Consider the following 24368-nt stretch of genomic DNA (forward strand, 5'->3'; position numbering starts at 1 on the left):
GGGGTGGCTTCGGTTTAGCTCCTGTGGTGGTTCGATCGGGTGTCGGTGACGCGAGGCTGCTGGTCGTCGGTGACAGTGGGTCGTGTCGGCGGCGCGTCTCGTTGGCCGTCGTTGTTGATTCGCACGGTAGTTCTCGGCCGTATCAACAAATATAATTGTGGTCCCTTACTATCGGATGAGAGACCACCATGGCCGCAGACACGCAGCGAGACGAGGAAATCGATCGCGAGTGGTGGAAAGAAGCGGTCGTCTACCAGATCTATCCGCGGAGCTTCAACGACAGCAACGGAGACGGCATCGGCGATCTGCAGGGCGTCATCGAGAAAGTGCCGTATCTTGCCGACCTCGGCGTCGACGTGGTCTGGCTCTGTCCGGTCTACGACTCGCCGAACGCGGACAACGGCTACGACATCCGTGATTACCATTCCATCATGGACGAGATGGGGACGATGGACGACTGGGAACGACTGCTCGAAACCGTCCACGATCACGACATGCGGCTGATCATGGACATGGTGCTCAACCACACGTCCGACGAGCACGAGTGGTTCCTCAAGTCCAAAGACCCCGACAGCGACTATTCCGACTACTACTACTGGCGCGACGCTCGCGAGGACGGGGGACTCCCGAACAACTGGACATCGATTTTCGGCGGCAAAGCCTGGAAGTACGACGAGGAGCGCGAACAGTACTACCTGCACGTCTTCGACGAGAAACAACCCGATCTGAACTGGCGAAACGAGGATGTCCGCGAGGACATCTTCGAGATGCTCCACTGGTGGCTCGGGAAAGGGATCGACGGGTTCCGACTCGACGTGATCAACCTGATCTCCAAGACTGAGGGGCTCCCGGACGGCGAGGAGAACCCCGGCTGGGTCGGCTGGGAACACATAGTCAACGGGCCGCGTGTCCACGAGTACATCTCCGGGATGTACGACGACGTGTTCGCCGAGTACGACATGATGACAGTCGCGGAGATGCCCGGCTGTGGTGTCGAGGAGGCAAAGCAGTACTGCGGGGAGGACGGCGACGGCCTGAACATGATCGTCCACTTCGAGCACGCCGACATCCCCTACAGGCCCGGCGGGAAGTGGGATCTGCAGGACGTCGACGTCGAACTCCACGAGCTCGACGATCTGGACGACCCGGATACGCTTTTTAACGACTGGGATCTGAACGACCTCCGGGACGTACTGACGCGCTGGCAGATCGGCCTCGATGGCGAGGGCTGGAACGCCAACTACCTCGGGAATCACGACCACCCGCGGACGGTCTCGCGGTTCGGCGACAGCGGCTTCTTCCGGGTCGCGTCGGCGAAGCTACTGGCGACCCTGCAGTTCACCCTCCAGGGGACGCCGTTCATCTATCAGGGCGAAGAGATCGGCATGACCAACGTCGAATGGGAGAGTTTCGACGAGCTGCGGGACGTCGAGGCGATCCAGCAGACCGAGGAGCTGATGGAACGCCACGACGTCGGCTTCGAGGACGTCAAGCACGTCGTCAAACACCGCAGTCGAGATAACTCTCGGACGCCAGTCCAGTGGTCCGACGAGGAAAACGCCGGATTCACCGAGGGCGAGCCCTGGATCAAGGTCAATCCCAACTACGAGCGGATCAACGTCGAAGACGCCCGGGAAAACGAGGACTCGATCTGGCACTACTACCGCGAACTGATCGAGTTGCGCGAGGATAACGATACGCTCGTCTACGGTGACTTCCATCTCCTCTACGAGGATCACCCGCACATCTTCGCGTACCTCCGCACGCTCGGTGACCGCGGGGTACTCGTCGTGCTCAACGTGTTCGCACACAATGAGGTGTTCACGCTGCCGCCGAACCTCGACACGGACGATCCGGAACTGCTGATCAGCAACTACGCCGACGCCGACGACGATCCCACCGAATTCGATCTCCGGCCCTACGAAGCGCGCGTCTATCAGATCACCTGAACCGGAGGCTGGTTCGGGCCGGGTCTGTACGTGTTGTTTCTCTTGTTGCGTACCACGCTGTCCGCCGTTTTCTTGTCGCGTACCATGCTGTCCGCGACTGTCCTCCAGACGACGGTGTAACTGTCGAAGAAAGTAGCGCGAAAACCCGTTGACACGGTTTGGACCCGGACAGGAGCCGTTTTCCACAGTCCGTTCGGCCCTGCCGACACGTGTGCCGGCTGTAGCCGAGTTTCCATCGGCCCTGTCCTTGCGGACTTTGGCTGGGCTTGCACCAGCTTTTGCCAGCGTGCCGGGTTCCCGAATGTCACTTACGCGACATCCGGTAGTTGGCCTTCGCGCCGATCCGGCCGGCCGGACCGGTTGTGGACTGCTGTGGTTCTCCTTCAGGGCTGTGACCTCGGATCCCTGTTACAGGACGCTTGGTTGTGCCCCGAACGCATCCCTTTGTCCCTGACGGGAGTTCCGAGATGCGTCGTCCGGTGTGTCCCCGTTTTCCAACGGGAAGTGAATGTACGACGTCTATGGTAATAAATCATTTTGAATGAATTTGGTACTGTCTGCCATGATGAGATATTTCTCTCCGGCAGCGTTTCCCGTCGGCTGGGTGACGAACGGTTTGGGACTTTGCGATCACTCGGGGCCGCCGGCCGGTTCGTCGTCTGGATCCCACTCGCGCTCGACCGGCGTCTCGCTGCTCGCGGTTCGTTTCATTCACCGCTCGCCATTCGAGACCCCTCGCTTCGCTTGGCGTCTCGCTGCTCGCGGTTCGTTTCATTCACCGCTCGCCATTCGAGACCCCTCGCTTCGCTCGGCGTCTCGCTGGCGTCGATCGCATCGAGCAACCACTCGGTTGCCGCGTCGAGCGACTGCTCGTCGCTCCCGGTCAGCTTGAGCCGGTTGTGTCGTGCTTCCCGGTCGGGATAGCAACCGACCCGGACGTCGAAGCGCTCGCGGACGGCACGCAACTCGGAGACGATGTTCGCCTCCGGCTGGACGGTGTATAGAAACCGCGAGTCGAGGTCGCCCACGAAGTCGTCGGCGATCGTCTCGAACATGGCTTTCATCTCGCCGGGGATCCCCGGCAGCACGTAGACGTTGTCCAGCCGACAGCCAGGTGCCAGTCCCTCGGGATTGGCGAGCGGCTCGGCCCCGCTCGGGACCGACGCCTCCGTCTCGACGTCGAGGTCCAGTTCCGGGACGGACTCGCTGATCTCGGAGAGGCGCTGTTCGATTCGGGCGCGCGCCTGCTCGCTGACGACGAGGTCGCGATCGAACGCGTCGGCGACGGCCTCGACGGTCACGTCGTCCGGTGTCCCGCCGATCCCGCCGGTGACGATCACGGCGTCGAAGGCGTCGCTGTGGCGGGCGACGCTGTCGGCGATCGCCTCGCGGTCGTCTGGCAGTGCCAGGATCCGCCGGACGTCGGCCCCGCGCTCGGTCAGCTCGCGTGCGAGCCACGTGCCGTTGGTATTTTCGGTATCCCCTGAGAGAAGCTCGTCGCCGACAGTCAGAACTGCGACGTTCATTATCCGGCGTGAGAACTCGATACGCCTCAACGTTTCGCCCCGGCGCAAGGCTCTTACTCCGAGACCACCTATCGACGGTTCCGATGGCGAGTGTGGCCTACAACGCGTGGCTGTTCGACCTCGACGGGACGCTGATCGACGTCGATCCCGCCCATTCGCGCCGGGTCTTCGACGAGATCGGCGACCGCCTCGGTCGCGAGTTTACCGACGAACAGGTGCGGGCACTCTGGCACGGGTTCGGCGGCTCGCGCAACGCCCAACTCCGACAGTGGGGGATCGACCCCGAGCCGTTCTGGGAACTCTTCCACGAGATCGAGGATCCGATCCGCCGCGCCGAGGCGACCTACCTCTACGACGACGCCGAGCGACTGCTCGCCGACCTCGACGGGCCGGTCGGCGTCGTCACTCACAGCCAGCCGCCGCTCACCGAGGCCGTGCTCGATCGCCTCGACATCGCCGACTGGTTCGACACCGTCGTCTGCTGTGGCGACGACGTCGGCTGGAAGCCCGATCCGAACCCGGTCCACCGGGCGCTCGATGATCTCGATGCCTCCGGCGGGGAGACGGTCCTGGTCGGGGACAGCCCCTCGGATATCGGCGCGGCCTGGAACGCCGGCCTCGACGCCGCACACGTCGAGCGGTTTGACCCCGCCGAGCGCGGACACTGCGTCCTGGCGGATCACCGCGTCGACCGTCTCGATGGACTGCAGGACCTGGCCGGGCAGGCTCGGGCAGCCGACGGCGGACAGACGGATCGGTAGTGACCTGCTGGACGGATCGGTAGTGACCCGCTGGACGGATCGGTAGTGACCCGCTGGACGGATCGGTAGTGACCCGCTGGGCGGACCGGCAGTGACCCGCTGGGCGGACCGGCAGTGACCCGGGTCGTCCACGACAGCTAGCTATCGGATCGCTCGTATCCCGCCAGCGATCCGAATACGTCGCTGTTTTCGAGTGCATCCGCGAGTTGTTGGGCGCCGGACTTGTCCGCCCGATCGGGTTTTGCGACGACTCGGACCGTTTCGTGGCCGAGCGAGACGAACCCGAGACCGAGACGGTCGGCCGAGACACGCAGTCCCAGTCCCGCGTCCGCGTCGCCGCGGGCGACCATCCGAGCGGGGCTCTCGTGGGCCCGGGCCGTCCGCTCGTAGCCGGTGATCGCCCGGGCCAGCTCCCCCCGGCTGGTTTCCCGTTCGGCTTCGAGTTCTTCGAGGGCGTCGTCGAAGGTCGCCCGCAGCCCGCTGTCTCCCGGTCGGTTGACGAACGACAGCTCACCATCGAGGAGCGATTCGAGACCGTCGCTCTCGGCCGGATCGCGTGGCACGACCAGTCCCCACTCGCGAGCCCACGAGCCGATCTCGACTGCTTCCTCGGGGGGATCGATCGGACCGGCGAGGACGGCCACGTCCGAGATCCCGTCTTCGAGCCACCGGCGTCCGACCCGGGATCCGTCGGCCAGATAGCGAGGTCGATCGACGCGATCGAGTAGTCGCGACAGTGCTGGATCGTCTTCGCCGACGCCCAGCAGCGACGGCGCCCTGACCGACGGGGAAAACAGTTCGACCTCGACCGGTTCCCCGGCGGCGAGTTCGCTGACGTCGGGCGCCATCGCGACGACGCCGTCGGCGGCCGTCAGCGACGTCGTCGCGCCGCTGCCCTTGTCCACGGGATAGACGAGCGTCCGACCGTCGCCGTCGGTCACCAGTCCCACTGGCACGTACCGGAGCCGCCCCTCCTCGTAGCGCTCGCGCACCGCCATCTCGCCGGTCGCCGTCGCCGTCGTCGGTTCGGGCAGACCCGCAGTCTCGCGAATCGCCGGCGCGACGAACGTCCGGAAGATCGTCAGTGCCGACACCGGATAGCCGGGCAGGCCGACGTACGCGGCTGATTCGAACCGGCCGACGAGCATCGGCCGGCCGGGTTTGACCGCGACGCCGTGCAGCAGCAGCTCGCCCAGGTCCTCGACGACGCGATAGATCACGTCAACGGTCGAGGCGCTGGTCGATCCAGAGGAGAGGACGAGATCGCACTCCTCGGCGGCCGTCCGGAGGACCGATTCGAGTTCGTCGAGGTCGTCGCCGGCGTGAGGGTAGGTGACCGGCTCGCCGCCGGCCGCTTCGACGCCCGCGGCGACGGTGTGGGTGTTGACGTCGTAGATCTGCCCCGCCGCGTGGTCGAGCTCTTCGCCGGGCCGGACGAGTTCCTCACCGGTCGAGACGATCCCGACCCGCGGCTTCGACCGAACCGGGACGGATGCGACGCCCAGCGCGGCGAGCAGGCCGATCTCGCGGGCCGTGAGCTCCGTCCCCGGGCCGAGCGCTCGCTCGCCGGCCGCGATGTCCGCACCGGCGAGCATGACGTTCTCGCCCGGCGTGACCGCCGTCCGGACCGCCACGCGATCGCCCTCCGGGCTCGTCCGTTCGACGGGGACCACCGCGTCGGCCCCCTGTGGCATGACTGCTCCCGTCGAGATCTCGACTGCGGTCCCGTCGCGTACCTCGACGTCCGGCGGTTCACCAGCGTGAACTTCCCCGCCGATTTCGAGGGTGACTGGGTCAGTCTCGCCGGCCCCGAACGTCTCCCGTGCCGAGACCGCGTATCCGTCCATGCTCGCCCGGTCGAAGCCGGGCACGTCGATCGTCGCATCCACTCGCTCGGCCAGCACGCGACCCCTGGCCTCGGTCAGCGGGACCGTCTCCGTCCCGCCGCCGAGATCGAGCCCGGCGATCGTCTCACGGGCCATCTCCGGGTCCGTCAGGTCCCGGAACTCGACGCGGTCACTCATCGTACTCCCAGTTCTCGGCTGCCACTGTCTCGCCGGCCGGGATCCCCTCCCGGGACTCGGGCACGACGACCCACCCGTCCGCCAGCGCGACGCTCGAGAGCACGCCCGCGCCGCTGGCCCGCGTCGGCTCGGCGATCGTCTCGCCGTCTCCCGTGTCGTCAGCTCCGCTGTCCCCTGCATCCTCAGTCTCCAGCGAGACGCGTGCGAACGTCCGCGCGCCGATCTCGCTGGGGATCTTTCGAGCCAGCTTCGCTTCGACAGCCGGCGGCTTACGCACCGGCAGGTGACCGACGTGCTTGAGCAGCGGTCGCAGCAGCTGGACTGCGCCGACGATCGTCGAGACGGGATAACCCGGCAGCATGAGCACGGGCGTGTCCTCGACGAGCCCCGCGCCGACGGGGTGACCGGGCTTGACCGCGACGCCGTGGAACAGGATCTCGCCCAGGTCGTCGATCACGTCCGCCAGGTGGTCGCGCTTGCCGACCGACGAGCCGCCGTTGGTGACGACGACGTCTTTCGTGAGATCGCGCTGGATTGCCGAGCGGAGCGCGGCCGGATCGTCCGAGACGATCTGGCGGTAGGTCGCCGTCCCGCCCCAGCGCTCGACGTAGCGCGAGACGGTGAACCCGTTGGTCTCGACGACCTCGCCGGGTTCGGGACCGTCCTGCACGAGTTCGTCGCCGGTCGGGACGACGCCGACGGTCGGGCGCTCGTAGACCTCGACCTCGCGGACGCCGGTCGCCTTCAGCAGTCCCAGATCCGAGGGCCGGAGCTGATGGCCCGCCTCGAAGAGACGTTGCTCCTCGCGGACGTCTTCACCGACCGGTGCGACGTTCGTTCCTTCGGCGACGGCCGTCTCGATCTCGACCTGGTCGTCCCGGCGGGTCGTCTCTTCCACCTTGACGACCGCGTCGGCCCCCGCGGGGAGCGGACTGCCGGTGTGGACCCACTGTGCCTGGCCGGGCGCGACCGATCCGGCCCCGACCTCGAACCGATCGAGCGCGACGGGAGATCGATCGGTCGCGTCGAAGGTGTCGCTCGCCCGCACGGCGTAGCCGTCCATCGCCGCCCGCTCGAAGTGCGGCACCGATCGCCGGGCGTCGACGGGCGTCGCGAGGACGCGCCGCTCGGCCGCTGCCAGCCCGCGTCGCTGCGTTCGACCCAGGGGCGTCACCGCCTCCCGGAACGTCTCGAGGGCTGCCGCGAGCCGGGTCACGCCATCGAAACCGTGTTCTTCGTCCATACTCCCTCCTTCGGCGGGCCGAACTAAAGTCTCGCGTCGAGCACGCCTCCGACAGGACCATGTTGGCGGGCCGAGAACCGCCGGCAATGGCACTCGCTGACCTGCTCGTCCCGGGCGTCCTCGCCGCGGTGGGAATCGCTCTCTTCGGCCTGGGGGCTCGCGAACTGTGGTTCGCACTCCGGATCTATCGTGGCGAGCCGCTTGCGGTCGCCGACGCCGCGAACGACCCGGGTCCGGTCGAGGTCGTCGGGACCGCCCGACCCGAAAAGGGAATCGTCGAGGCGCCGTTCTCCGGGGCCGAATCGCTCGTCTGCGAGTGGGAGGTCCAGCAGTCCGAAACGACCGGTAATTCAGGCACCGGGAGGCAATACTGGAAGACGCTCGCGACGGGGCTTCGCGGTGGCCCCTTCCGGCTGGAGGACGACACCGCCAGCTGTCGGGTCGAACCCGCTGGCTCGGTCCGCCACCTCGAGGAGCAGACGATGACTGTCCCGGCGGGGACGACGCCGCCCGAACGGATCCGGGACTTTGTCGACGCACACTCCGACGTCGAACCGCAAGACGAGAGCGTCGACGTCGGTCCCGTGGAGATCACGCTCGGGAACGAACAGCGGTTCGTCGAGCGACGACTCGATCCCGGCGAGGACTGCTACGTCTACGGGCACGCCCACTACGATCCGTCCGCGGGCAGTCGCGCCGGCGAGGTCAACGTTCGGATTAACGGCGACGGCATCCGTCGGTTCCTGATCGCCGACTCGCGGGAGCGAGGCGTCGCGCTCGAACAGGCGACGATCGGAGTGCTGCCGGCGGTGCTCGGGGCTGCACTGCTCGGGGCCGCGGTTGTGGTCGCCCTCTAGCCGCGTCTCCGCGACCATCGTGTTTTTGGCCCTACCGCCCTAACCGGGGAGTATGTCTGCCCTGCGAGACGCGTTGCGAGAGTTGCCCGACGCGGTGTTCGCCGACCTCCTGGAGAGCGAGGAGGCGTACCTGCTCGTCATCGACCTTCCGGGAGCCACTGCCGAGACCGTCGACGCACACGTCGAACGGGGACGAATCGTCATCGAAGCCAGACGCGAGAAGGGCCTCCCCACCGAGTACGAGTACGTCGAGGAAGAGCGGTCGATGTTCCTCGACGTCGAGTTGCCGCTGCCGCCGGACGCGAGCGGCACCGGCGCCGAGGGGACGGTCGAGAACGGCGTCCTCGAACTCCGATTGCCGAAACAGACCGCCGATCCGTCGGCGACGATTCCGATCGACGAGGCCTGATAGTGACCGTTGTAACGATTTACCGGGACGACCGCTACGGTCGTGCGGTCGATCCGGAACGGACTTACAACGATCACTATGAGGACGGGGTGGCCTGTCGGTGAACCTCCGCGCCTACCGGCGGTTCTTCACGGTCGCTCGCCAGTTCCTGCCGCTGGCGATCGCCTACGCCCGTGACCGCCGTCGCTATCTGCTCGTCGGCTCGCGTCGCCGCGTCACACCCGAACAGCGTCGCCACCGTGCGCAGGTCCTGCTCAGCACGCTGTTGACGCTCGGACCGACGTTCATCAAACTCGGGCAACTCCTCTCGACCCGGCCGGACGTCCTCCCGCCGGAATACGTCGAGGAATTTTCGAAACTGCAGGACCGCGTCCCCCCGGCCGACTGGGAGAACGCACGCGTCGTCCTCGAAGACGAACTCGGGCCGGTCGAGGAACGGTTCAGCGACTTCGATACCGAGGCGATCAGCGGGGCCAGCCTCGGCCAGGTCTACTACGCGGAAGTCGAGGGCGACCCCGTCGCGGTGAAAGTGCGCCGTCCGGGCGTCGAGGATCTCGTCGAGGCTGATCTCCGGGTCATCCGGTGGACGCTGCCGATCGTGATGTACTTCGTCGACGACGCCCGGTCGTTCTCCCTGGAGACGCTGGCCGACGAGTTCGCCACGACCATCCGCGAGGAGATGGACTACAAGCGCGAGGCCGAGATGCTGACCGAGATCCGTTCGAACTTCGCTGACGACGATCGAATCGCCATCCCGCCGGTCGTCGAGAGCCACTCGACCGGCCGGGTGCTCACGATGGAATACATCCCGGGCACGAAGATCGACGACATCGAGACGCTCGACGAGAAGGGGATCGACCGGACGCGGCTCGCCGAGACCCTCGAACGCGCGTACTTCCAGATGATCGTCGACGACGGCGTCTTCCACGCTGACCCCCACCCGGGCAACCTGGCCGTCCAGGACGACGGCACGATCGTCTTCTACGACTTCGGCATGAGCGGGCGGGTCGACCCGTTCATCCAGGAAAAGATCATCGACTTCTACACCGCGGTTGCCGAGCAGGACATCGACGCCATTCTCGACGCGCTCATCGAGATGGGAACGCTCTCGCCGGAGGCCGACCGGCAAGTCATGGCCGACGTGATGGAGCTGGCAATCGCCGACGCCCGCGGCGAGGACATCGAACAGTACCGCGTCCAGCAGATCATCCAGCAGGTCGAGGACACGATCTACGAGTTCCCGCTGCGGCTGCCAGCGAATCTCGCGCTCGTCCTCAGGGTCGCGACCGTCGTCGAGGGCGTCTGTGTGACGCTGGATCCGGACTTCGACTTCATCTCGGTCGCGACCGATTTCCTCCGGGAAGAGGGGTACTTCGAGGAGAGCGTCCGGCAGTTCGTGCGCGACCGCGCGAACGAGGTCCAGGAAGCCACCCGTTCGACGGTGCGGATCCCGCCGAAACTCGAATCCGCGCTCGACCGGATCGAGCGCGAGGAGTTCTACGTCCGGGCGGACATCGAAGACTCGAACGACCTGCTCGATCTCCTCGCGGGCCGGATCGTCCTCGGATTGCTGCTGGCGAGTGGGATCGCTTCGACCGCACTGCTCTTTGCCCTCTCGACGATCGAGGCGACCGCTGTCGCCGGCGTCGGGAGCCTACTCGTCGCAGCGATGCTCTATCGATCGTTCCGCAAGCAGCGCGGGATCCGGGCGAAACCGCAGTTCACGCGCCAGCAGATGCGACAGCGCGAACGCCAGACGGACACCGACGAGCCCCCACTCGGGCCGTTCGACGGGAAAGACGCCGAAGATACCGACGAGTAGCGGCGTTCGCTTGTGGGGGGAGCGTCTCCCCAACCGGCGTCACTCCTGGAGATCGAGATACGCGAACCGGATGGTTTTCGCGCCGGCTCCGTGCAGTTCTTCGTAGGCCAGCAGTTCGAGGAGGGCAAGCAGCCCCGGCAGGACGAACACGACCGCGAGCGGCGTCAGTACCAGGATCGGGACGAGAGTCAACACGATCGCAGTGACAGCGTGAATGGCCGAATAGGGGACGTTTGCTCCCATAGAGTGCCAGGCAAGTCGGAGTCCGCCGACGAAACCCGGGCGATCCGATTCGTCCTCTCGGACCACGATGTCCGCAGCCCGAAACAGCAACACGAGGACGACCACGACGGCGTAGAGTCCGAGGACGCCGCCGAGCAGCGAGACGATCGAGTCCCCGTACAGTGCCAGTCGGAGATACACGTACATCGCAACGCCCGAACCCAGGATGACGACGGTATAGGCCAATCCGGCGCGGAAATACGTCCAGATCGAACTGACGAAATGCGAGGCGCGGCCGGTCACCGAATCCGGTGCACCGCCACCGGTCCCGGTGTGCGTGACCGACGCGTAGAAGGTGTCCATCAGCGCCAGCAGCGCCGGACCGATCGTGACGATCGACAGCGACGCCACCGAGTACAGCACGCTCAACACGACGATCGTCACCGCGTCGCTGACCGCGATCCGGCCGAACGTCCGGAGCACGAGCATCGGATCCGGCGGGCTGTCGTCACGGAGGCTCATCGCTCCGTGGGTTTTCGCCAGGGATTGAAAGAGACTCCGGATTCCCGCTTCGGACGCCGGCAGTGGCCGTTCTGTTGCTGATGCTGGAAACGGCCCTCCCGGGACAACTGTTTTGATCGAGCCGGGCGTACGTCCGACGTCATGTCAGATTTCGAGACGTACACCTGCGAGCACTGTGGCGAACCGTTTCGCGCCCATCCGAGCGCGAACGCCGCGGAAAACGGCTACTGTAGCCCGGCCTGCGAGACGGCCGGAAAAGAGCTGTAGTTACTCGTCGGGGCTGTAGTTGGGCGCCTCGTCGGTGATCATCACGTCGTGGGGGTGGCTCTCCTGGTGGCCGGCGCTGGAGACGCGGACGAACTCCGAACGCTCCTTGAATCCGGGGATCGTCTCCGCGCCGACGTAGCCCATCCCGGATTTCATGCCGCCGACGAGCTGGTGGAGCTCCGACTCGAGCGACCCCTTGTACGGCGTCGCAGCCTCGACACCTTCGGGGACGTACTCTTCTTCGTCCTGATCTTCGACGTCTTTGAGATAGCGTTCGCCGCCGCCGGATTTCATCGCGCCGACGCTCCCCATCCCGCGATATTGCTTGTACTTCTTGCCGTTCATCGTGATGACGCGACCGGGAGCCTCGTCGGTGCCGGCGAAGTACGAACCGAGCATGACCGCGTCGGCACCGGCGGCGATGGCCTTGATCGCGTCGCCGGAGTACCGAATGCCACCGTCCGCGATCACGGGCACGTCGTGGCGGGCGGCCACGTCCGCGACCTCCGTGACAGCCGTGATCTGTGGCATGCCCGCGCCGGAGACGACCCGCGTAGTACAGATCGAACCCGGGCCGATCCCGACCTTGAGGCCGTCGGCGAAGTCGACGAGGTCCTCTGCGGCCTCGCGCGTCCCGACGTTGCCGACGACGACGTCGGCCTCGACCTCGGATTTGATCTCGCGGGCGGTGTCGACGACGTCGAGGTTGTGTGCGTGCGCACAGTCGATGAAGATCACGTCGACGCCGGCCTCGTCCGCGGCGAGCGCACGGTCCTTCTCGAAGGGACCGACAGCGGCCCCACAGCGCAACGATCCGTCTTCGGCGCGGGCCGCGTTGTCGTACTCGCGGCGCTGGAGGATTCCCTGCATCGTGATGAGTCCGACCAGCCGATCCTCGTCGTCGACGATCGGGACGCGCTCGATCTTGTGATCGTACATCAGCTCGAGGGCTTCCCGCGGCGTGACGTCTTCACTTGCCGTGATGACCTCGTCGGTCATCGCCTCGCGGACGGCGTCGGACTCGCCGACTTCGAGATAGGGTCGGATGTCCGTCCCGGAGATGATGCCCAGGACTGTGTCGTCGTCGTCGACGACCGGCGCACCTGAGACGCCTTTCCGTTGCATCATCTCGTCGACTTCCCGGACCGTCTGGTCCGGTCGCGCCGTCACGACGTCCCGGATGACGAGTTCGTCCGCGCGTTTGACGCGCTCGATCTCGGCGACCATCCGGTCGACGTCCATGTTCCGGTGGATGACGCCGAGCCCACCCTGTCGGGCCATCGCGATCGCCATATCGCCCTCGGTGACAGTGTCCATTGCCGCCGACAGGACCGGGACCTGCAACTCCACGTTCTTCGAGACCCGTGTCGACATGTCGGCCTCGTCGGGCTCGACGCGACTCTCTTTCGGCCTGAGCAATACGTCATCGAACGTCAGCGCCTCGGGCACGTCCAACTTCGCTGAGAAAGGCTGTGGATCGTTCGCCATGTAAGCGGTCCGCTGCGCCCGCCCAAAAACGTTGCGAGACAGCGATACGTTGTGAGTACGTCACAGTGTCACAGAAACATACGTTCCTTGATGAGACGTGCGTGCGTCTTGCCGAAACACAACTAGATGAATGATCATTACTGTTTACGTGTGCGTGCTTCTCATCCGGGAATAGATCATATATACCTAAATTCCGGCGATATTCCGGACGTTTGTCTGTGGCTTGCGGTCAATTCTCACACAACGCTTTTACTGATTTGCAACCATCATTCATGTATGGACTCCGTCAGTCCCACCATCCGTACGGGCAGCAGTGTCGAGATGCAGCTTGCGGACCCGTGCTCGAACACATTTTGCAAATCGGTGGGAAATACTGACTCGACAAACTGGGCGGAGTTCGCACACGTCTTCCGTGCTCGGCCGCGCTATCGCCGACGTGTGCGCAAGTCCCCACAGGCCACGGGAGACGGCCCTCTAGCCTGATGAGTAGTTCCCAACACCCGATCGCGCTCGCCATCGAGCAGCAGGTCGGGGGTGCAACTCGTCTGCTGGCGACGGTCATGTGGCTGCCGCTGGTCGACGGGCTGTTCCCCGCGCTCGTGTTGGCTGGTGCGATCGACGGCGTCTTCGGTATCCTCGAAGTCGGGTTGCTCGTCTTCGGTGGCAGCGCGACCGTCGCCGTCATCCTCGCGGACATGGACGGCGGCCCGCGCGAGCAAGTCCCGAAGGTGCTCGCCGTCGGGGTCGTGCTCGTGGTCGTCGCCGCGATCGAGGCGGCACTCGCCCCGACCATCGAGAGCCTGCTGGACCTCGTGACGTTCCAGCGGTTTGCGGCCGTCGTGATCGTCGCGGTCGCCGCCAGGACCGCCAGCTCCCGGCTCGGGGACCTGCTCCCCCGGCCCGCGATGATCGTCGCGCTCGGATTGCTCGCGAGTCTCGAACCCGCCAGCGCGACGCTCGCGTTCTCGACGGACATCGGACTCGTCGCTCGCGGCGTCGCCGCCGGGCTGGTCGGTGTGACGTTCGCGCTGCTGGTCGCGCTCGCTGGCCCGGCCCTACGGGGGATGGTCGATCTCGATCGGTTCCGGTTCGGGAGCGCGGTCGCCCTTGGGATGCTCCCGCTGTCGATGTTCGGGCTCGTCCCCGGCGACGTGCCGATCGCGCTCATCGTGCTGGTGTTGACGGCGTTGCTGGCGTTCGACCCGGACAGCGCCGGCGAGCGCGCCCGGACGGAGCCGGCGATCACCGATGGCAGCGGGGGTCGCGACGCAGATAAACCCGACAACATAGCGGACAGCAGCTCCGACGTGGCCGAGGACGATCGGTATCGCGCACCCTGGCTCTAGCGACACCCTTAGGAGTTTGCTCGCCTTGCCTGAGGTATGAGCGAAAATCGCGTCGTTCAGGGGCGGATGGTCACCCCGAAACGACTGGCCGAGTTGATCGAAGGCGAGAGCGTCATGGACGCCGAGGCGATCGAAGACGCCGATCGTTCCTGTCCCGAGTGTGGCGGTGACGTTATCTCCGTGGGCTACATGCCCTCGGTGACGTCGTTCGTCACCGGGTACAAGTGCCAGGACTGCGACTGGGCGACGACCGGCGACGAGTGATCGTCGCCTGCAGACGACAGGAATCGAAATCCCTTTAGGGGAATTGTGCCTACGGAGGGGTGCGGGGTCGTGGCCAAGCCCGGCATGGCGACTGACTCCAGAGGCACTGACGCCCGGGACGAAACTCCAGACTGATATACTGAGCGACCGACTGATCATCGGTCGCGCTGATGACCCTCTGGAGTTCCGAGGCGTCTACCGGAGATATCAGTCGATCGGGGGTTCAAATCCCTCCGACCCCACTGGGATTATATACCTTTTCCACCTTCTACTGACATGACTGTGGGTCTGAAAAACCATAGCGGATGTGACACTCATAGTGTCGCCTCCAGGTCTTCAGGGTGGAGGTGTTCGCGAACGTCGATCTCTTCCGTCCGTCCACGCCGTCGTTCGAGCTCGTCGCCGAACTCGGGGTCGTCGTAGTACCGCCGGATCACCGACGGGGTAGCGGCAGCCCGTTCAGCGACGGTCTCGGCCGACAGCCCCAGGTTACGCTGCCAGGTGATCGACCCGCGCCGGATCGGATGGGGAGATCGCGTCGACGGACAGCCACTCGCCTGGTCCCGGGGCACGTACTCACACCGCGGTCGCCGGGTTCCGTGCGGGCACTCACGAGCGATACAGGGCTGGGTTGCGACGTACATCCACGAGCGGATCGTCCCGATCGTCGGCCGCCCGGCCTGGGAGGTAAACAACGGCTCGCGACCGTGCTCGTCGCGGGCGTCGATCCGCTCGCGAGCGACGTACAGGTCCAGGACGGCCTGGGGTTCGGCCGAGAGCGTGACATCCCGCTCGTGCGTCCGCCCGCGCTTGAGCCGGGTTCCGCTCTCCTCGCGGGACCGGAACCGGAGATCGCCACTCTCGGCGTCGTAGTCGCCGAGGTCCAGCGCCCGGAGTCCGGACATTCGACAGCCGACGTGCCACAGGATTTCGAGGATTGCGTGCCGGCGCGTTCCGCGCCACTCGGCACTGTCTCGGTAGAACGCCAGCAGCGCCTGCGCGTCCTCGGGTGCGAGCTGCTGATCCGACGTCTCCTCCTCGTCGTCGAGCCGGAGCGTCTCGATCGCGGTGTGCAGGCCGTGCTCGACGAGCCCCTGGCTCTCGAGATATTTCAGCCACGTCCGAACGGTCTTCTGCCGGGAGGCGACGGTCGCGGCCGCGTAGTCCTGCTCGAGGAGCCAGTCGGTGAAGCCGCCGACGTCCCACCGGGACAGCGAACCGAGCTCGTCGAGCCCGTTTTCGGCAGCGTACTCGACGAACAGCTCGAGGTTTCGCCGGTAGGTCCGCTCGGTGCCACCGTTCCAGTCCGGGCGCTTCCGGCGGACGTACAGCTCGATCGCCTCGCTGATCGACAGCTCCGGGGCGTCCTGACGACTCACGAGAGATCACCTCGCGAGCGAGCACACACCGGACACGCGGGCGCGCCGATCACGGCGTCGTACCCCGCGGCCTGCCGCCCGCAGGTGCAGCGCCCAGGCGCGAGCCCGTCCGGCTGGCGACTCTTACTCATCGAGCATCGCCTCCTCGGCCGTGACGACACGCTGGAACTGCTCGCGATCGCCGCCGTTGTCGGGATGGGCCTCGGCTTTCAGCTGCCGGGCCGCACCCTCGATCACGGCCGCGGGCGCGTCGGGAGCGACGCCCAGCACCTCGTGGGGTGGCTCACGACCGGCGATCGCGCCCTCGTCGCCGCTGGGCAACCGCGCGGCCGCGAACTCGCTGTCGCCGGTCCTGACGGGCCGCTGGCCGCGCATGCGAGTCTCGTGGACCCACAGGTACACGGCGCGGACGTTGCTTGCGAGCCGCGCGTAGGCGTCACACGCGACCGCAAACTGCTCGCCGTCGTCGACCCACCGTAGGACGAACCCGGGATCGTCGGGGTTCGCGTCGTACTTCGGCAGGCCGTTCGATTTCGTATAGCTGCCGCCCGATCCCGTCGACGCCCGCCAGTCGTCGACGTCCATCCGATCCATCTCGCGCTCAAGGTCCGCGGTCGTGTCCGCGAGCGACGCCTGGAACTTCCGGGCGCGCGTCCGCTCGGCGGGCGAGGTCCGATCCCAGCCGGCCGGCCAGTCGAGCCCCGTCATGCCACCTCACCTGCCGGACGAGCGGGGTAATCCGGGTGGCGGCTCGCCATCTCCTCAGCGCCCCACTGGACGCACACCTCACAGAGAAGTCGTGACGGGTCGGGCTGCAACCCGTCACAGAGCGGGCACCGGAGCGTCGGGTACTCGAGCCCGCTCACCGAGAACCACCCCCCGCATGCGGGGTGGAGTCGCGGCGGTGTTCGAAATCGATGCTCGGGTCGTGGTGACGTTCGGATCTGTGTGCGTTCATTGGTGGATCAGCAGTCGGTTCGAGCCGACGCGGGTGTCGCAACACTCGCCTTCACGGGGCCACGCAATCTGTGGGGACGTCGCGCCGATCGTAGTGTCCAATGATTTCCCCACAGAACTTAGTGTTTGGGGTAATGATTGTACATTATGTCTCAGAATATGGACTCTATGACCCCCATCGAAGACGGTTTTAGTTGGCTCTTCGAGAAGGAGGATATGGCAAGGCACCGGGCGGATTGGATGACCGGAAGTGATGACGTCATCCTCGAATTTTTGAAAGACTCCGGTGCCGGGCACAACTACCAGGGGATAGCGAACAACTTCGAAGATCGGGGGATAGACATCTCTTACAAGACGATCACCAGACGAATCCCTAAACTTCGAGAAGCTGGCCTCGTCCGGGTTCTGCCGGGTGAGGGGAAGTACTACGCTATCACCGAGAGGGGAGAGGCCTACCTGGAAGGTGAGGCGGACCTTCGCGATCTCGACGAGCCGGAGTGACGACCAGCTCACGCGGATCGAACCTCCCGAATACCGAGTCCAGCGAGCGAGTCGTCGAGCCAGTCCGGGATCGATGAGTCAGCAGCGAGATCCGTTCCTTCAGCTGTCGTCGAGAGCAGCGTCGCGACGCTGTCGCTGTCGATGCCGAACTGCCACTGGTCGTCACGTTCGACCTCGAGGCGGGCCTGATAGTCCGAGTCCGAGTTCCAGATCCGCATCTTAGTCTTCTTGCCGGCGATTTTATCGCTGACGACGCGGTCGGGCTGTCTGCGGTGCTGCATGTCCGGACCGAGACAGCGGTATCTAAAGGCGCTGGTGTGCCCGCGCGAACGGAAGTCGAAAACGGCGGATAATCAAACCGAGATCGGGCACGAATACCTGCTGAAACTTTCGAATGAAGCCAATGAACGGAAGTCGAACGGAAGTGAACGGAAGTGCTGTCGTCTGGCGATTTACTCGCGAGTGGATATCGAACGGTTGCTGTTGACGGGTTTGGTGAAAATCAGGATATATAAAAGATTAATAATAAACAAGAGAAGAAGAGTGTATTCAGCTAGATCAACTCAATTATTCAGGAAATTGCTGTCGTATCCGTGCTAAACAGTGGTCACTCCGTTCTCGTTTGATTTCCCAGCCGTAGTTCTCAAGCTCGTCGCCGACAGGGTCTACGTGCTTATCGCCGACCAACACGAGAATTTCGTCGTAGTCTTTGTCTTCCGCTAACGAATCTATTTCTGTTGCCATTTTCTCGTTTCTATCCCGTCCGTCTCCGAGAAGCAATAACAGACCTGAGTAGATGAATGGTACCAGCATCCCCATTGTCAAAGTCATGAGCCAATATGGGATGCCAGTATCGATCCGATAAACAATGATAGTGTCGTTAAGAAATGCCCCTACTAGTGAAAAAGAAAATAGGCCAATAATAAAAACCGCAAGCCATTTTCTAAGGTGCGAACTGTAACTTTCATATATTTCGTGTATTTCGAGATCGATTTCATCAACAAAGTCAAGTCCGTGCTTGTTTGCTTCTTGTTCTACATCATACGCGTCTGATGATAGTGTCGAATGGATGACTGAAAATGATCTATAGAGAATATTGAGGGTGAAATGGCCGATCAGATACAGATAGTAACAGCTAGTATCCTTGTGGAGTCGGATGAAATCACTTCGACCTTCCATGCAGACAGCTTTGTAATCGGTTAGATCGCGGTTAAATAGGGCTTTGCGATCAGTGTTCGAGACATGGATTTCTCCCCTGACTACGGCGTGTTTTTCCATCCATGAAGTGGATAACAACGGAGACTATGAATAAGTAACTATAAATTGGAATGATCTTCGTGGTTAGAGTCGCGGAAGTGGGAACAGATACCGTTGATCGACGATATGATAGGGGTCGCTGTCGTGGTCGCGGATCGGTGCGTTCGCGACGAATGACCGTGGCGCATAACCGACGAGACGGACGTCAGTCGGCCCGATACGGCTGGCCAAAACGTAGTAGTCGGCCCGCAGTGGCTCGTAGGCGTCAACGGTGAGTGCGGGATCAGGGCGATGTTGTCCAACTGTCTTGACGTCAACCGTTGCACCGCGATAGATAAGGTCGACACCGCCGTCGCCGCCATCTGCGTAGATCTCGGTGTCGACACAGCCGTCGATACCAACGTAATTGGCGAAAACCTGCTCTCCGACTTTCCCCGTCAGATGGTCGGTGGGCGATCCAGGTGCGGTCTCAGCGATACGGCTGGCAACCTCGTCGAGCGCGTAAAGGCGACTCTCGTCGAGCGCGTAGCAGGGTCGCTCGGAGACCGGGATCTCAGCGGCCGACAGGAGAGGTGTCGGCGCGGGCTCTTGCTGTGGCGATACATCGGTGCGGTCTGAGATGTTTTCCGTTGCCATAGATGTCTCTGATCGTGATGGCACCGACTTCCCTGCAGACCGAAGAAGTCACATCGCCTCGGTTCGTAGAGGCGAGTAACTCACGGTCATCGGGGTACCTCGGTGCCCGTGGGTGGTTATCAGGTGCGCCACGGGGCTGCCACGCACGGTGGCGCACTTGTTCTCACGTTCGACAGAGGCGTCGCTAATCGTCTCTATCCACTCCAACAACTCGCTTGCGGGCCGGTCACCCGCTTTCCCGGTCGAACGCAACTAATGATAGAGTCGGGTTCGTTAAAAAGTCCCTCATTGTGCGCGCGCCTCCGCTTCTGACGCGATCAAGTATAGAGTAATACTCACTGAAAATACGCGCTCTATATCCACCACGAACTCACCCAACGGTTCTCATACAAATTTCGCTGTTTCACTGTGTTCAGAAAGAGGCCAAACGGTACGTGGTCCCACGCCCGTTCCCCTCCTTGACGATCAGGTCGTAGCGCTGGAGACTCGCGAGGTACTTCCGACGGGTGCTCGTCGCTTTCGGGTTCTGGGCCTCTTGCTCGTACTGCTCGTGGAGCTCGCTCGAGGAGATCTCGCCGGCGTTCGCGATGATCTCGTAGAGGATGCGCTGGTGGGTGCCCAACGAGCGCACGCGACGCTCGCGCATGTCGGCCTCGGCCTCGTCGACGATCGTATCGACGATCTCGACGGTCAGCCGCTTCCGATCGGACTCTTCGACGTGGCGAGCAGCGCGCCGGAGCAGCGCGATCCCGTGGCGGGCGTCGCCGGCGGCGAGATCCGCGATGTGTCTGACTGCAGCGTCGTCGACGCGCGAGGCGATCATGCCGTGATCGACGCGACTGTCGAGGATGTCGACGAGCTCGGGAAAAGCGTAGGCTTCCAGGTGGACGGACTCGGCGCTGCGGAAGCGCGATTCGGCGCGGGGATCGAGCTCGGAGAGCCACTCGGACTCGTCGACGGTGATCGTGACGATCGAGACGTTCGGGATCTCGTACAGCGAGAGTAGGATCTGAGAATCGTCGAGGACGTCGACCTCGTCGAGAACGGCGATGATCTGGTCGTCGCTCCCGCGAAGGCGGTCGAAGGCGACGCCGCGGTAGAATCCCTCGCGCCGGAGATCGGCACCGAGCCCGACGTCGCGGGCGAGCTCGTAGAGGACGCCGGAGCCGGTGTCGGCCATGCAGTTGACGTAGCCCCACCGGACGCCGAGCGTCTCGGCCTCCAGGAGCCCGAGGGTGTGCTTGGCGATCGTGGTCTTGCCGGCACCGGACGGACCGTGAATGCAGATGTTCTCAGCTGGCTCGCCGTACGTGACCGGCTCGAGGATCGAGGACAGGTGATCGATCTGGCCGTCTCGGTGGTGCAGGTCCTGCGGGACGTACTCCGGGCGGAGTGCACGAGCGTCCGTGATCATACTCGTCAATCCAGGCCGAGTTCCCAAAACTGTCCGCCGACACCGGTCTGAAAGTGAAAGTGGACGCTCAAAGCCACGCCTTGCGCCACTGGCTTCCACATCGTTACGATGGTCTGATCAACGATACTTATTTTACGTTTGCACGACACACGTCAGACGGGCTTGTTGCAGAGCCCACTCCCGCACGCGATCGTTCTGATGCACGCCAGCGGCGGTCCGGGTGGTTCCGGGCCGGTCCCGTCTGGTGTTTTCAATCTTTGATACCGTCACGGTGATCCACACCAGCGGCATTCCAGGTGGTTCTGGGCCGGTCTCTCCTGGTGTTTTCAAATATTGATACCGTCACGGTGATCCACACCAGCGGCATTCCAGGTGGTTCTGGGCCGGTCTCTCCTGGTGTTTTCAAATATTGATACCGTCACGGCTGAGACTCTCAGAACTGAGTCGGGTTCTTTCTCGCGCTGAGAAGACGCTAAGAACGTCTGACGATCCATAGATTTTATACTATATCCCGCTGATTGATCCGCCACGCACGCGGCAAGCGTGCGGGAACCAACCATGAAACTGAAGCAATTCTTCACCGACGACGACGCGGTGAGTCCGGTGATCGGCGTGATCCTGATGGTCGCGATCACGGTGATCCTCGCGGCGGTTATCGCGTCGTTCGTGCTCGGACTGGGCGATACGACTGACACGACACCGACAGCGAGCTTCGACTTTGAGTACGTCGATGATGATGGCGACGGGACCAATGACGCAGTAAAGATTACACACCAGACTGGAGACACGCTCGATCAGAGCGAAGTCAAGGTAAAGGTTAATGGAGCTACTCAGAGCGTCTCTTGGGGTGGTGAAATCAAGTCTGGGGTATCAGTAACTGTCGACAATGGTGGCTCAGATCTTACTGGCGGTGAGACTGTTACAGTAGTCTGGGAATCCAGCGACGGCGAATCCTCGTCGACGCTCGGCAGCTTCGACGTCCCGAACTAAAAACTATGCAATTGAAGCAACTACTCTCGGATGACGACGCGGTGAGCCCGGTGATCGGCGTGATCCTGATGGTCGCGATCACGGTGATCCTCGCGGCGGTTATCGCGTCGTTCGTGCTCGGACTGGGCGACACAACGCAAACAACACCCTCGGCGAGTTTCGACTTCGATTACGACTCGAATAACAATGCTGTAACCATCACTCACCAGAGCGGTGATACACTCACTGCAAGTCAGGTTTCCGTTAACGTGAATGGGACTGATCCTGGGAGTGTGGGAACTAATGGTTACTCATTCACTGATTTCAGTGGCAGTGAGATCTCGTCTGGTTCGACCGCTACTGTATCTGAGGGGACTACCCCACCCACAATAGGGGGTGCAGAGATAACCGTCACGTGGCAGTCGGACGACGGAGAATCCTCGTCGACACTCGGTAGCTTCGACGTCCCGAACTAACCCCTCTTTTCACCCACCCCGCATGCGGGTGGGGCTACTCGCGCTCGATAGCCAGCTCAATGTCGAACTCAGTCACGCGCGTCGAGAACTCCTCGGCGATCTCCCGACGCTGCTGTAGCGTCAGATCCTCGCGCTTGAGGACAGCCTCGGCTGCGCGCACGATCTCGACGACGTCCTCGCACGCCTGGGCCGCGGCGTCGCTCTTGTTACACTCGTAGAAATCGGCGGCCTTCTCGATCGCGTCTTCTCGATACCGGGCTTTGTCGAACCGAATCCGTAAACTATCGGCCATACTCGTGAACACGAGACGCAAATCCTAGGATTTTCCGGTCACTGAAACGCCCGCTCTTTATATACCTCGCCACGATCACCGCCACAATCACGCCGCCCACCCCACCCAGCCAGCACGCACAAGCGCGAATATGAACACGGCCACCGACGAACTCGTGTTCATATCGCGGATCGCCAATTTCTCGACGCGCAACCCCACGCGGTCGCCTCGAGATCGCCGATCAGGGCCCTGGCGACTACCTGACTTAAAAGGGACCGCCCGGGAGCCACGTCCATGCAGCATTGTAAAAGCTGCAACACCCGACTGAACCGGTTTAAGGTCGTGGTGTTTGGTACGGAGTACTGTTCCAATTGCGCACCAATCTCGCGAGCGACTGCTGGAGGTGTCGGTGCATGCTAACCGACGATCTCCCCGTCGTGCAGCTGCTCGTCGTGCTGATCTCCGCGATCGGCGCGATCAACTGGGGCCTCGTCGAGATGTTCGACGTCGACCTCCTGGTCGAGATCGGCCTCGGCGCGGACATGCTGACGATCGCGTATCTGATCGTCGGCGCCGCCGGCGTCGTGCTGCTGGTCGACATGCTCGAGCTCGTCGCCGAGGGCGGCACCGACTCGACCCCACTGGAGGACTGAGCCATGGCACGCACAGCCTCCGGCGAAGGGTTCGACGTCGACCTCGAAATGCTGCTGATCATCGTCTTCGCCTGGGGGGCCGGCACGTCCCTCGGGCTGATCCAGGACCAGATCATCCCGTTCATCGACGCCGGCGCCGCGCTGTTCGACTTCGGGAACGCGACGATCACGCTGGGCCGACTCGCGTCGATCGCGTCGCTGGTTGCCGTGTTCGTGTGGCGCGACGCCCCGCTCAGTGAGACGTCGGGAATCGACCTCTGGATCGTCTACGCGACGATCGCGCTCGTCGTGGCGCCCCCGCTGTTCCCGGCCTTCCAGGACACGCTTGCACAGGCCCCGGCGGCGTTTATCGCCTTCACGGTCCAGAGTACCGGCTTCCTGCTGGTTTCCTACATCAACTGATCCACAATGCAAACGAACACCAAACTTTACGGCACGCTCGCAGCGATTATGCTCGCGACGCTCGCGATCGTCGGACTCACCGCGACCGGCGGCGCTGTCGTCGCGACGGAAAACGTCACGATCGACGACCCGACCAACGACACCGTCGAGGTCGACGTCGACTACTCCTCGAGTCTGACGTCGTCGATCAACGCGACCGCCGAGCTGGTCAACAGCTCCGGCACCGTCGTCGACAGTCAAACGATCTCTTCGATGAACGCGACCGAGACGTTCACCCTGTCAGCCAGCGAGGCCGGCGACTACGAGATCAACGTCACGGCCGAAGACGAGACCAACACGACCGTCGCCGAGACGCGCGTGGTCGCCTCGCGGACGGCGACGATCGAGGACGCAACGACCGAGACGCTGACGGTTGACCTCGGGTTCCAGGGCTCGACGAACGCGACCGCGACGGTCAACGTCACCGACTCGACGGGCTCGTCGATCTACCGCACGACCGTCGACTACACGGGCACCGACACGACCAAGACGCTCACTCTCAACGACACGGACGGCCTGGTCAACGACACGCTCACGGTCACGTCGACGTTCAACCCCGCGAGCGCCTACGACGGCGCCTACGCGACCGTCGACGACGGCTCGACTGACTCGATCCTCGGCGGCACGATCGCCGGCCAGGACACGGGCGTCGTGCTCGCGGTCGTGATCGTCGCGATCCTCGGCTATCTGTACGTCCGACGGGAGGACTGAGAC

General features: G+C 63.7%; 27 protein-coding genes and 1 tRNA gene. 15 read left to right on the forward strand and 13 right to left on the reverse strand.

Annotated elements, in window-relative coordinates:
- Positions 1–188 precede the first annotated feature (188 nt).
- Positions 189–1949, forward strand: coding sequence for a glycoside hydrolase family 13 protein (locus tag OB916_RS01715; RefSeq protein WP_315907543.1), 1761 nt, complete (start codon positions 189–191; stop codon positions 1947–1949).
- A gap of 707 nt (positions 1950–2656) precedes the next feature.
- Here the strand turns inward: OB916_RS01715 and OB916_RS01720 are convergent.
- The gene (locus OB916_RS01720) at positions 2657–3475 is read right to left on the reverse strand and encodes a competence/damage-inducible protein A (protein ID WP_315907544.1); all 819 of its coding nucleotides are present in this window, start codon (positions 3473–3475) and stop codon (positions 2657–2659) included.
- A gap of 83 nt (positions 3476–3558) precedes the next feature.
- Here OB916_RS01720 and OB916_RS01725 point away from each other — a divergent pair, with 83 nt between their 5' ends.
- On the forward strand, positions 3559–4236 hold the full coding sequence (locus OB916_RS01725; protein ID WP_315907545.1) for an HAD family hydrolase: 678 nt from the start codon (positions 3559–3561) through the stop codon (positions 4234–4236).
- A 137-nt stretch (positions 4237–4373) separates the two neighbouring features.
- On the opposite strand, the gene OB916_RS01730 is transcribed toward OB916_RS01725, so the two are convergent.
- Together OB916_RS01730 and OB916_RS01735 are read right to left on the reverse strand one after the other, a co-directional pair.
- Positions 4374–6260 carry a molybdopterin biosynthesis protein gene (locus OB916_RS01730; protein WP_315907546.1) on the reverse strand — a complete coding sequence of 629 codons (1887 nt, stop codon included), beginning with the start codon at positions 6258–6260 and terminating at the stop codon, positions 4374–4376.
- Positions 6253–7503 (reverse strand): molybdopterin molybdotransferase MoeA, encoded by a 1251-nt coding sequence (locus tag OB916_RS01735; protein ID WP_315907547.1) that lies wholly within the window; start codon positions 7501–7503, stop codon positions 6253–6255. The genes OB916_RS01730 and OB916_RS01735 overlap by 8 nt, the downstream gene beginning before the upstream one ends.
- 86 nt (positions 7504–7589) lie before the next feature.
- Here OB916_RS01735 and OB916_RS01740 point away from each other — a divergent pair, with 86 nt between their 5' ends.
- The 3 genes from OB916_RS01740 to OB916_RS01750 all read left to right on the forward strand — a co-directional run bounded on the left by OB916_RS01740 (position 7590) and on the right by OB916_RS01750 (position 10591).
- Complete coding sequence (locus OB916_RS01740; RefSeq protein ID WP_315907548.1) at positions 7590–8360, forward strand: hypothetical protein; 771 nt, start codon at positions 7590–7592, stop codon at positions 8358–8360.
- A gap of 52 nt (positions 8361–8412) precedes the next feature.
- Positions 8413–8769, forward strand: a complete 357-nt coding sequence (locus OB916_RS01745) for an Hsp20/alpha crystallin family protein (RefSeq protein WP_315907549.1) — start codon at positions 8413–8415, stop codon at positions 8767–8769.
- 100 nt (positions 8770–8869) lie between these two features.
- The gene (locus tag OB916_RS01750; protein ID WP_315907550.1) at positions 8870–10591 is read left to right on the forward strand and encodes an ABC1 kinase family protein; all 1722 of its coding nucleotides are present in this window, start codon (positions 8870–8872) and stop codon (positions 10589–10591) included.
- A gap of 39 nt (positions 10592–10630) precedes the next feature.
- On the opposite strand, the gene OB916_RS01755 is transcribed toward OB916_RS01750, so the two are convergent.
- Positions 10631–11335, reverse strand: a complete 705-nt coding sequence (locus tag OB916_RS01755; protein WP_315907551.1) for a hypothetical protein — start codon at positions 11333–11335, stop codon at positions 10631–10633.
- Between the two features lie 141 nt (positions 11336–11476).
- Between OB916_RS01755 and OB916_RS01760 the strand changes: the two genes are divergently transcribed.
- Entirely contained in the window at positions 11477–11602 is a 126-nt protein-coding gene (locus OB916_RS01760; RefSeq protein WP_315907552.1) for a hypothetical protein, read from the forward strand.
- On the opposite strand, the gene guaB is transcribed toward OB916_RS01760, so the two are convergent.
- Positions 11603–13090: an IMP dehydrogenase gene (guaB, locus tag OB916_RS01765; protein WP_315907553.1), complete on the reverse strand. Its 1488-nt coding sequence runs from the start codon at positions 13088–13090 to the stop codon at positions 11603–11605. It abuts the gene before it with no gap.
- 482 nt (positions 13091–13572) lie between these two features.
- On the opposite strand from guaB, the gene OB916_RS01770 reads away from it, so the two are divergent.
- The 3 genes from OB916_RS01770 to OB916_RS01780 all read left to right on the forward strand — a co-directional run bounded on the left by OB916_RS01770 (position 13573) and on the right by OB916_RS01780 (position 14942).
- Complete coding sequence (locus OB916_RS01770) at positions 13573–14436, forward strand: DUF5794 domain-containing protein (RefSeq protein ID WP_315907554.1); 864 nt, start codon at positions 13573–13575, stop codon at positions 14434–14436.
- Between the two features lie 36 nt (positions 14437–14472).
- Complete coding sequence (locus OB916_RS01775) at positions 14473–14700, forward strand: DUF5795 family protein (protein WP_315907555.1); 228 nt, start codon at positions 14473–14475, stop codon at positions 14698–14700.
- A gap of 63 nt (positions 14701–14763) precedes the next feature.
- A tRNA-Trp gene (locus OB916_RS01780) sits at positions 14764–14942 on the forward strand.
- 72 nt (positions 14943–15014) lie between these two features.
- On the opposite strand, the gene OB916_RS01785 is transcribed toward OB916_RS01780, so the two are convergent.
- From OB916_RS01785 to OB916_RS01795, 3 genes are read right to left on the reverse strand one after another with little or no spacing between them, the layout of a single operon-like run.
- Entirely contained in the window at positions 15015–16079 is a 1065-nt protein-coding gene (locus OB916_RS01785; protein WP_315907556.1) for a tyrosine-type recombinase/integrase, read from the reverse strand.
- Positions 16076–16210 carry a hypothetical protein gene (locus OB916_RS01790; protein ID WP_315907557.1) on the reverse strand — a complete coding sequence of 45 codons (135 nt, stop codon included), beginning with the start codon at positions 16208–16210 and terminating at the stop codon, positions 16076–16078. The genes OB916_RS01785 and OB916_RS01790 overlap by 4 nt, the downstream gene beginning before the upstream one ends.
- Positions 16203–16787, reverse strand: coding sequence for a J domain-containing protein (locus OB916_RS01795; RefSeq protein ID WP_315907558.1), 585 nt, complete (start codon positions 16785–16787; stop codon positions 16203–16205). Before OB916_RS01795 ends, OB916_RS01790 begins: the two co-directional genes overlap by 8 nt.
- A gap of 417 nt (positions 16788–17204) precedes the next feature.
- Here OB916_RS01795 and OB916_RS01800 point away from each other — a divergent pair, with 417 nt between their 5' ends.
- Positions 17205–17537: a winged helix-turn-helix domain-containing protein gene (locus tag OB916_RS01800; RefSeq protein ID WP_315907559.1), complete on the forward strand. Its 333-nt coding sequence runs from the start codon at positions 17205–17207 to the stop codon at positions 17535–17537.
- Between the two features lie 8 nt (positions 17538–17545).
- Here OB916_RS01800 and OB916_RS01805 read toward each other — a convergent pair whose 3' ends face one another.
- The 4 genes from OB916_RS01805 to OB916_RS01820 form a co-directional block, all read right to left on the reverse strand.
- Positions 17546–17818: a hypothetical protein gene (locus OB916_RS01805; protein ID WP_315907560.1), complete on the reverse strand. Its 273-nt coding sequence runs from the start codon at positions 17816–17818 to the stop codon at positions 17546–17548.
- Positions 17819–18104: 286 nt separating this feature from the next.
- On the reverse strand, positions 18105–18815 hold the full coding sequence (locus OB916_RS01810; RefSeq protein WP_315907561.1) for a hypothetical protein: 711 nt from the start codon (positions 18813–18815) through the stop codon (positions 18105–18107).
- A gap of 63 nt (positions 18816–18878) precedes the next feature.
- Positions 18879–19430: a hypothetical protein gene (locus tag OB916_RS01815; protein WP_315907562.1), complete on the reverse strand. Its 552-nt coding sequence runs from the start codon at positions 19428–19430 to the stop codon at positions 18879–18881.
- Between the two features lie 412 nt (positions 19431–19842).
- Positions 19843–20844 carry a Cdc6/Cdc18 family protein gene (locus OB916_RS01820; RefSeq protein ID WP_315907563.1) on the reverse strand — a complete coding sequence of 334 codons (1002 nt, stop codon included), beginning with the start codon at positions 20842–20844 and terminating at the stop codon, positions 19843–19845.
- 558 nt (positions 20845–21402) lie between these two features.
- Between OB916_RS01820 and OB916_RS01825 the strand changes: the two genes are divergently transcribed.
- Both OB916_RS01825 and OB916_RS01830 read left to right on the forward strand, forming a co-directional pair.
- Entirely contained in the window at positions 21403–21834 is a 432-nt protein-coding gene (locus tag OB916_RS01825; protein ID WP_315907564.1) for a type IV pilin N-terminal domain-containing protein, read from the forward strand.
- Between the two features lie 5 nt (positions 21835–21839).
- Complete coding sequence (locus tag OB916_RS01830) at positions 21840–22289, forward strand: type IV pilin N-terminal domain-containing protein (protein ID WP_315907565.1); 450 nt, start codon at positions 21840–21842, stop codon at positions 22287–22289.
- Between the two features lie 34 nt (positions 22290–22323).
- On the opposite strand, the gene OB916_RS01835 is transcribed toward OB916_RS01830, so the two are convergent.
- Complete coding sequence (locus OB916_RS01835) at positions 22324–22581, reverse strand: DUF7692 domain-containing protein (RefSeq protein ID WP_315907566.1); 258 nt, start codon at positions 22579–22581, stop codon at positions 22324–22326.
- A 392-nt stretch (positions 22582–22973) separates the two neighbouring features.
- Between OB916_RS01835 and OB916_RS01840 the strand changes: the two genes are divergently transcribed.
- From OB916_RS01840 to OB916_RS01850, 3 genes are read left to right on the forward strand one after another with little or no spacing between them, the layout of a single operon-like run.
- Complete coding sequence (locus OB916_RS01840) at positions 22974–23213, forward strand: DUF378 domain-containing protein (RefSeq protein ID WP_315907567.1); 240 nt, start codon at positions 22974–22976, stop codon at positions 23211–23213.
- A 3-nt stretch (positions 23214–23216) separates the two neighbouring features.
- Positions 23217–23615: a hypothetical protein gene (locus OB916_RS01845; RefSeq protein ID WP_315907568.1), complete on the forward strand. Its 399-nt coding sequence runs from the start codon at positions 23217–23219 to the stop codon at positions 23613–23615.
- Between the two features lie 6 nt (positions 23616–23621).
- Entirely contained in the window at positions 23622–24365 is a 744-nt protein-coding gene (locus tag OB916_RS01850; protein WP_315907569.1) for a hypothetical protein, read from the forward strand.
- Positions 24366–24368: the final 3 nt, after the last annotated feature.

Source organism: Halapricum hydrolyticum (assembly GCF_025517535.1).
In the GTDB taxonomy this organism is placed as follows: domain Archaea; phylum Halobacteriota; class Halobacteria; order Halobacteriales; family Haloarculaceae; genus Halapricum; species Halapricum hydrolyticum.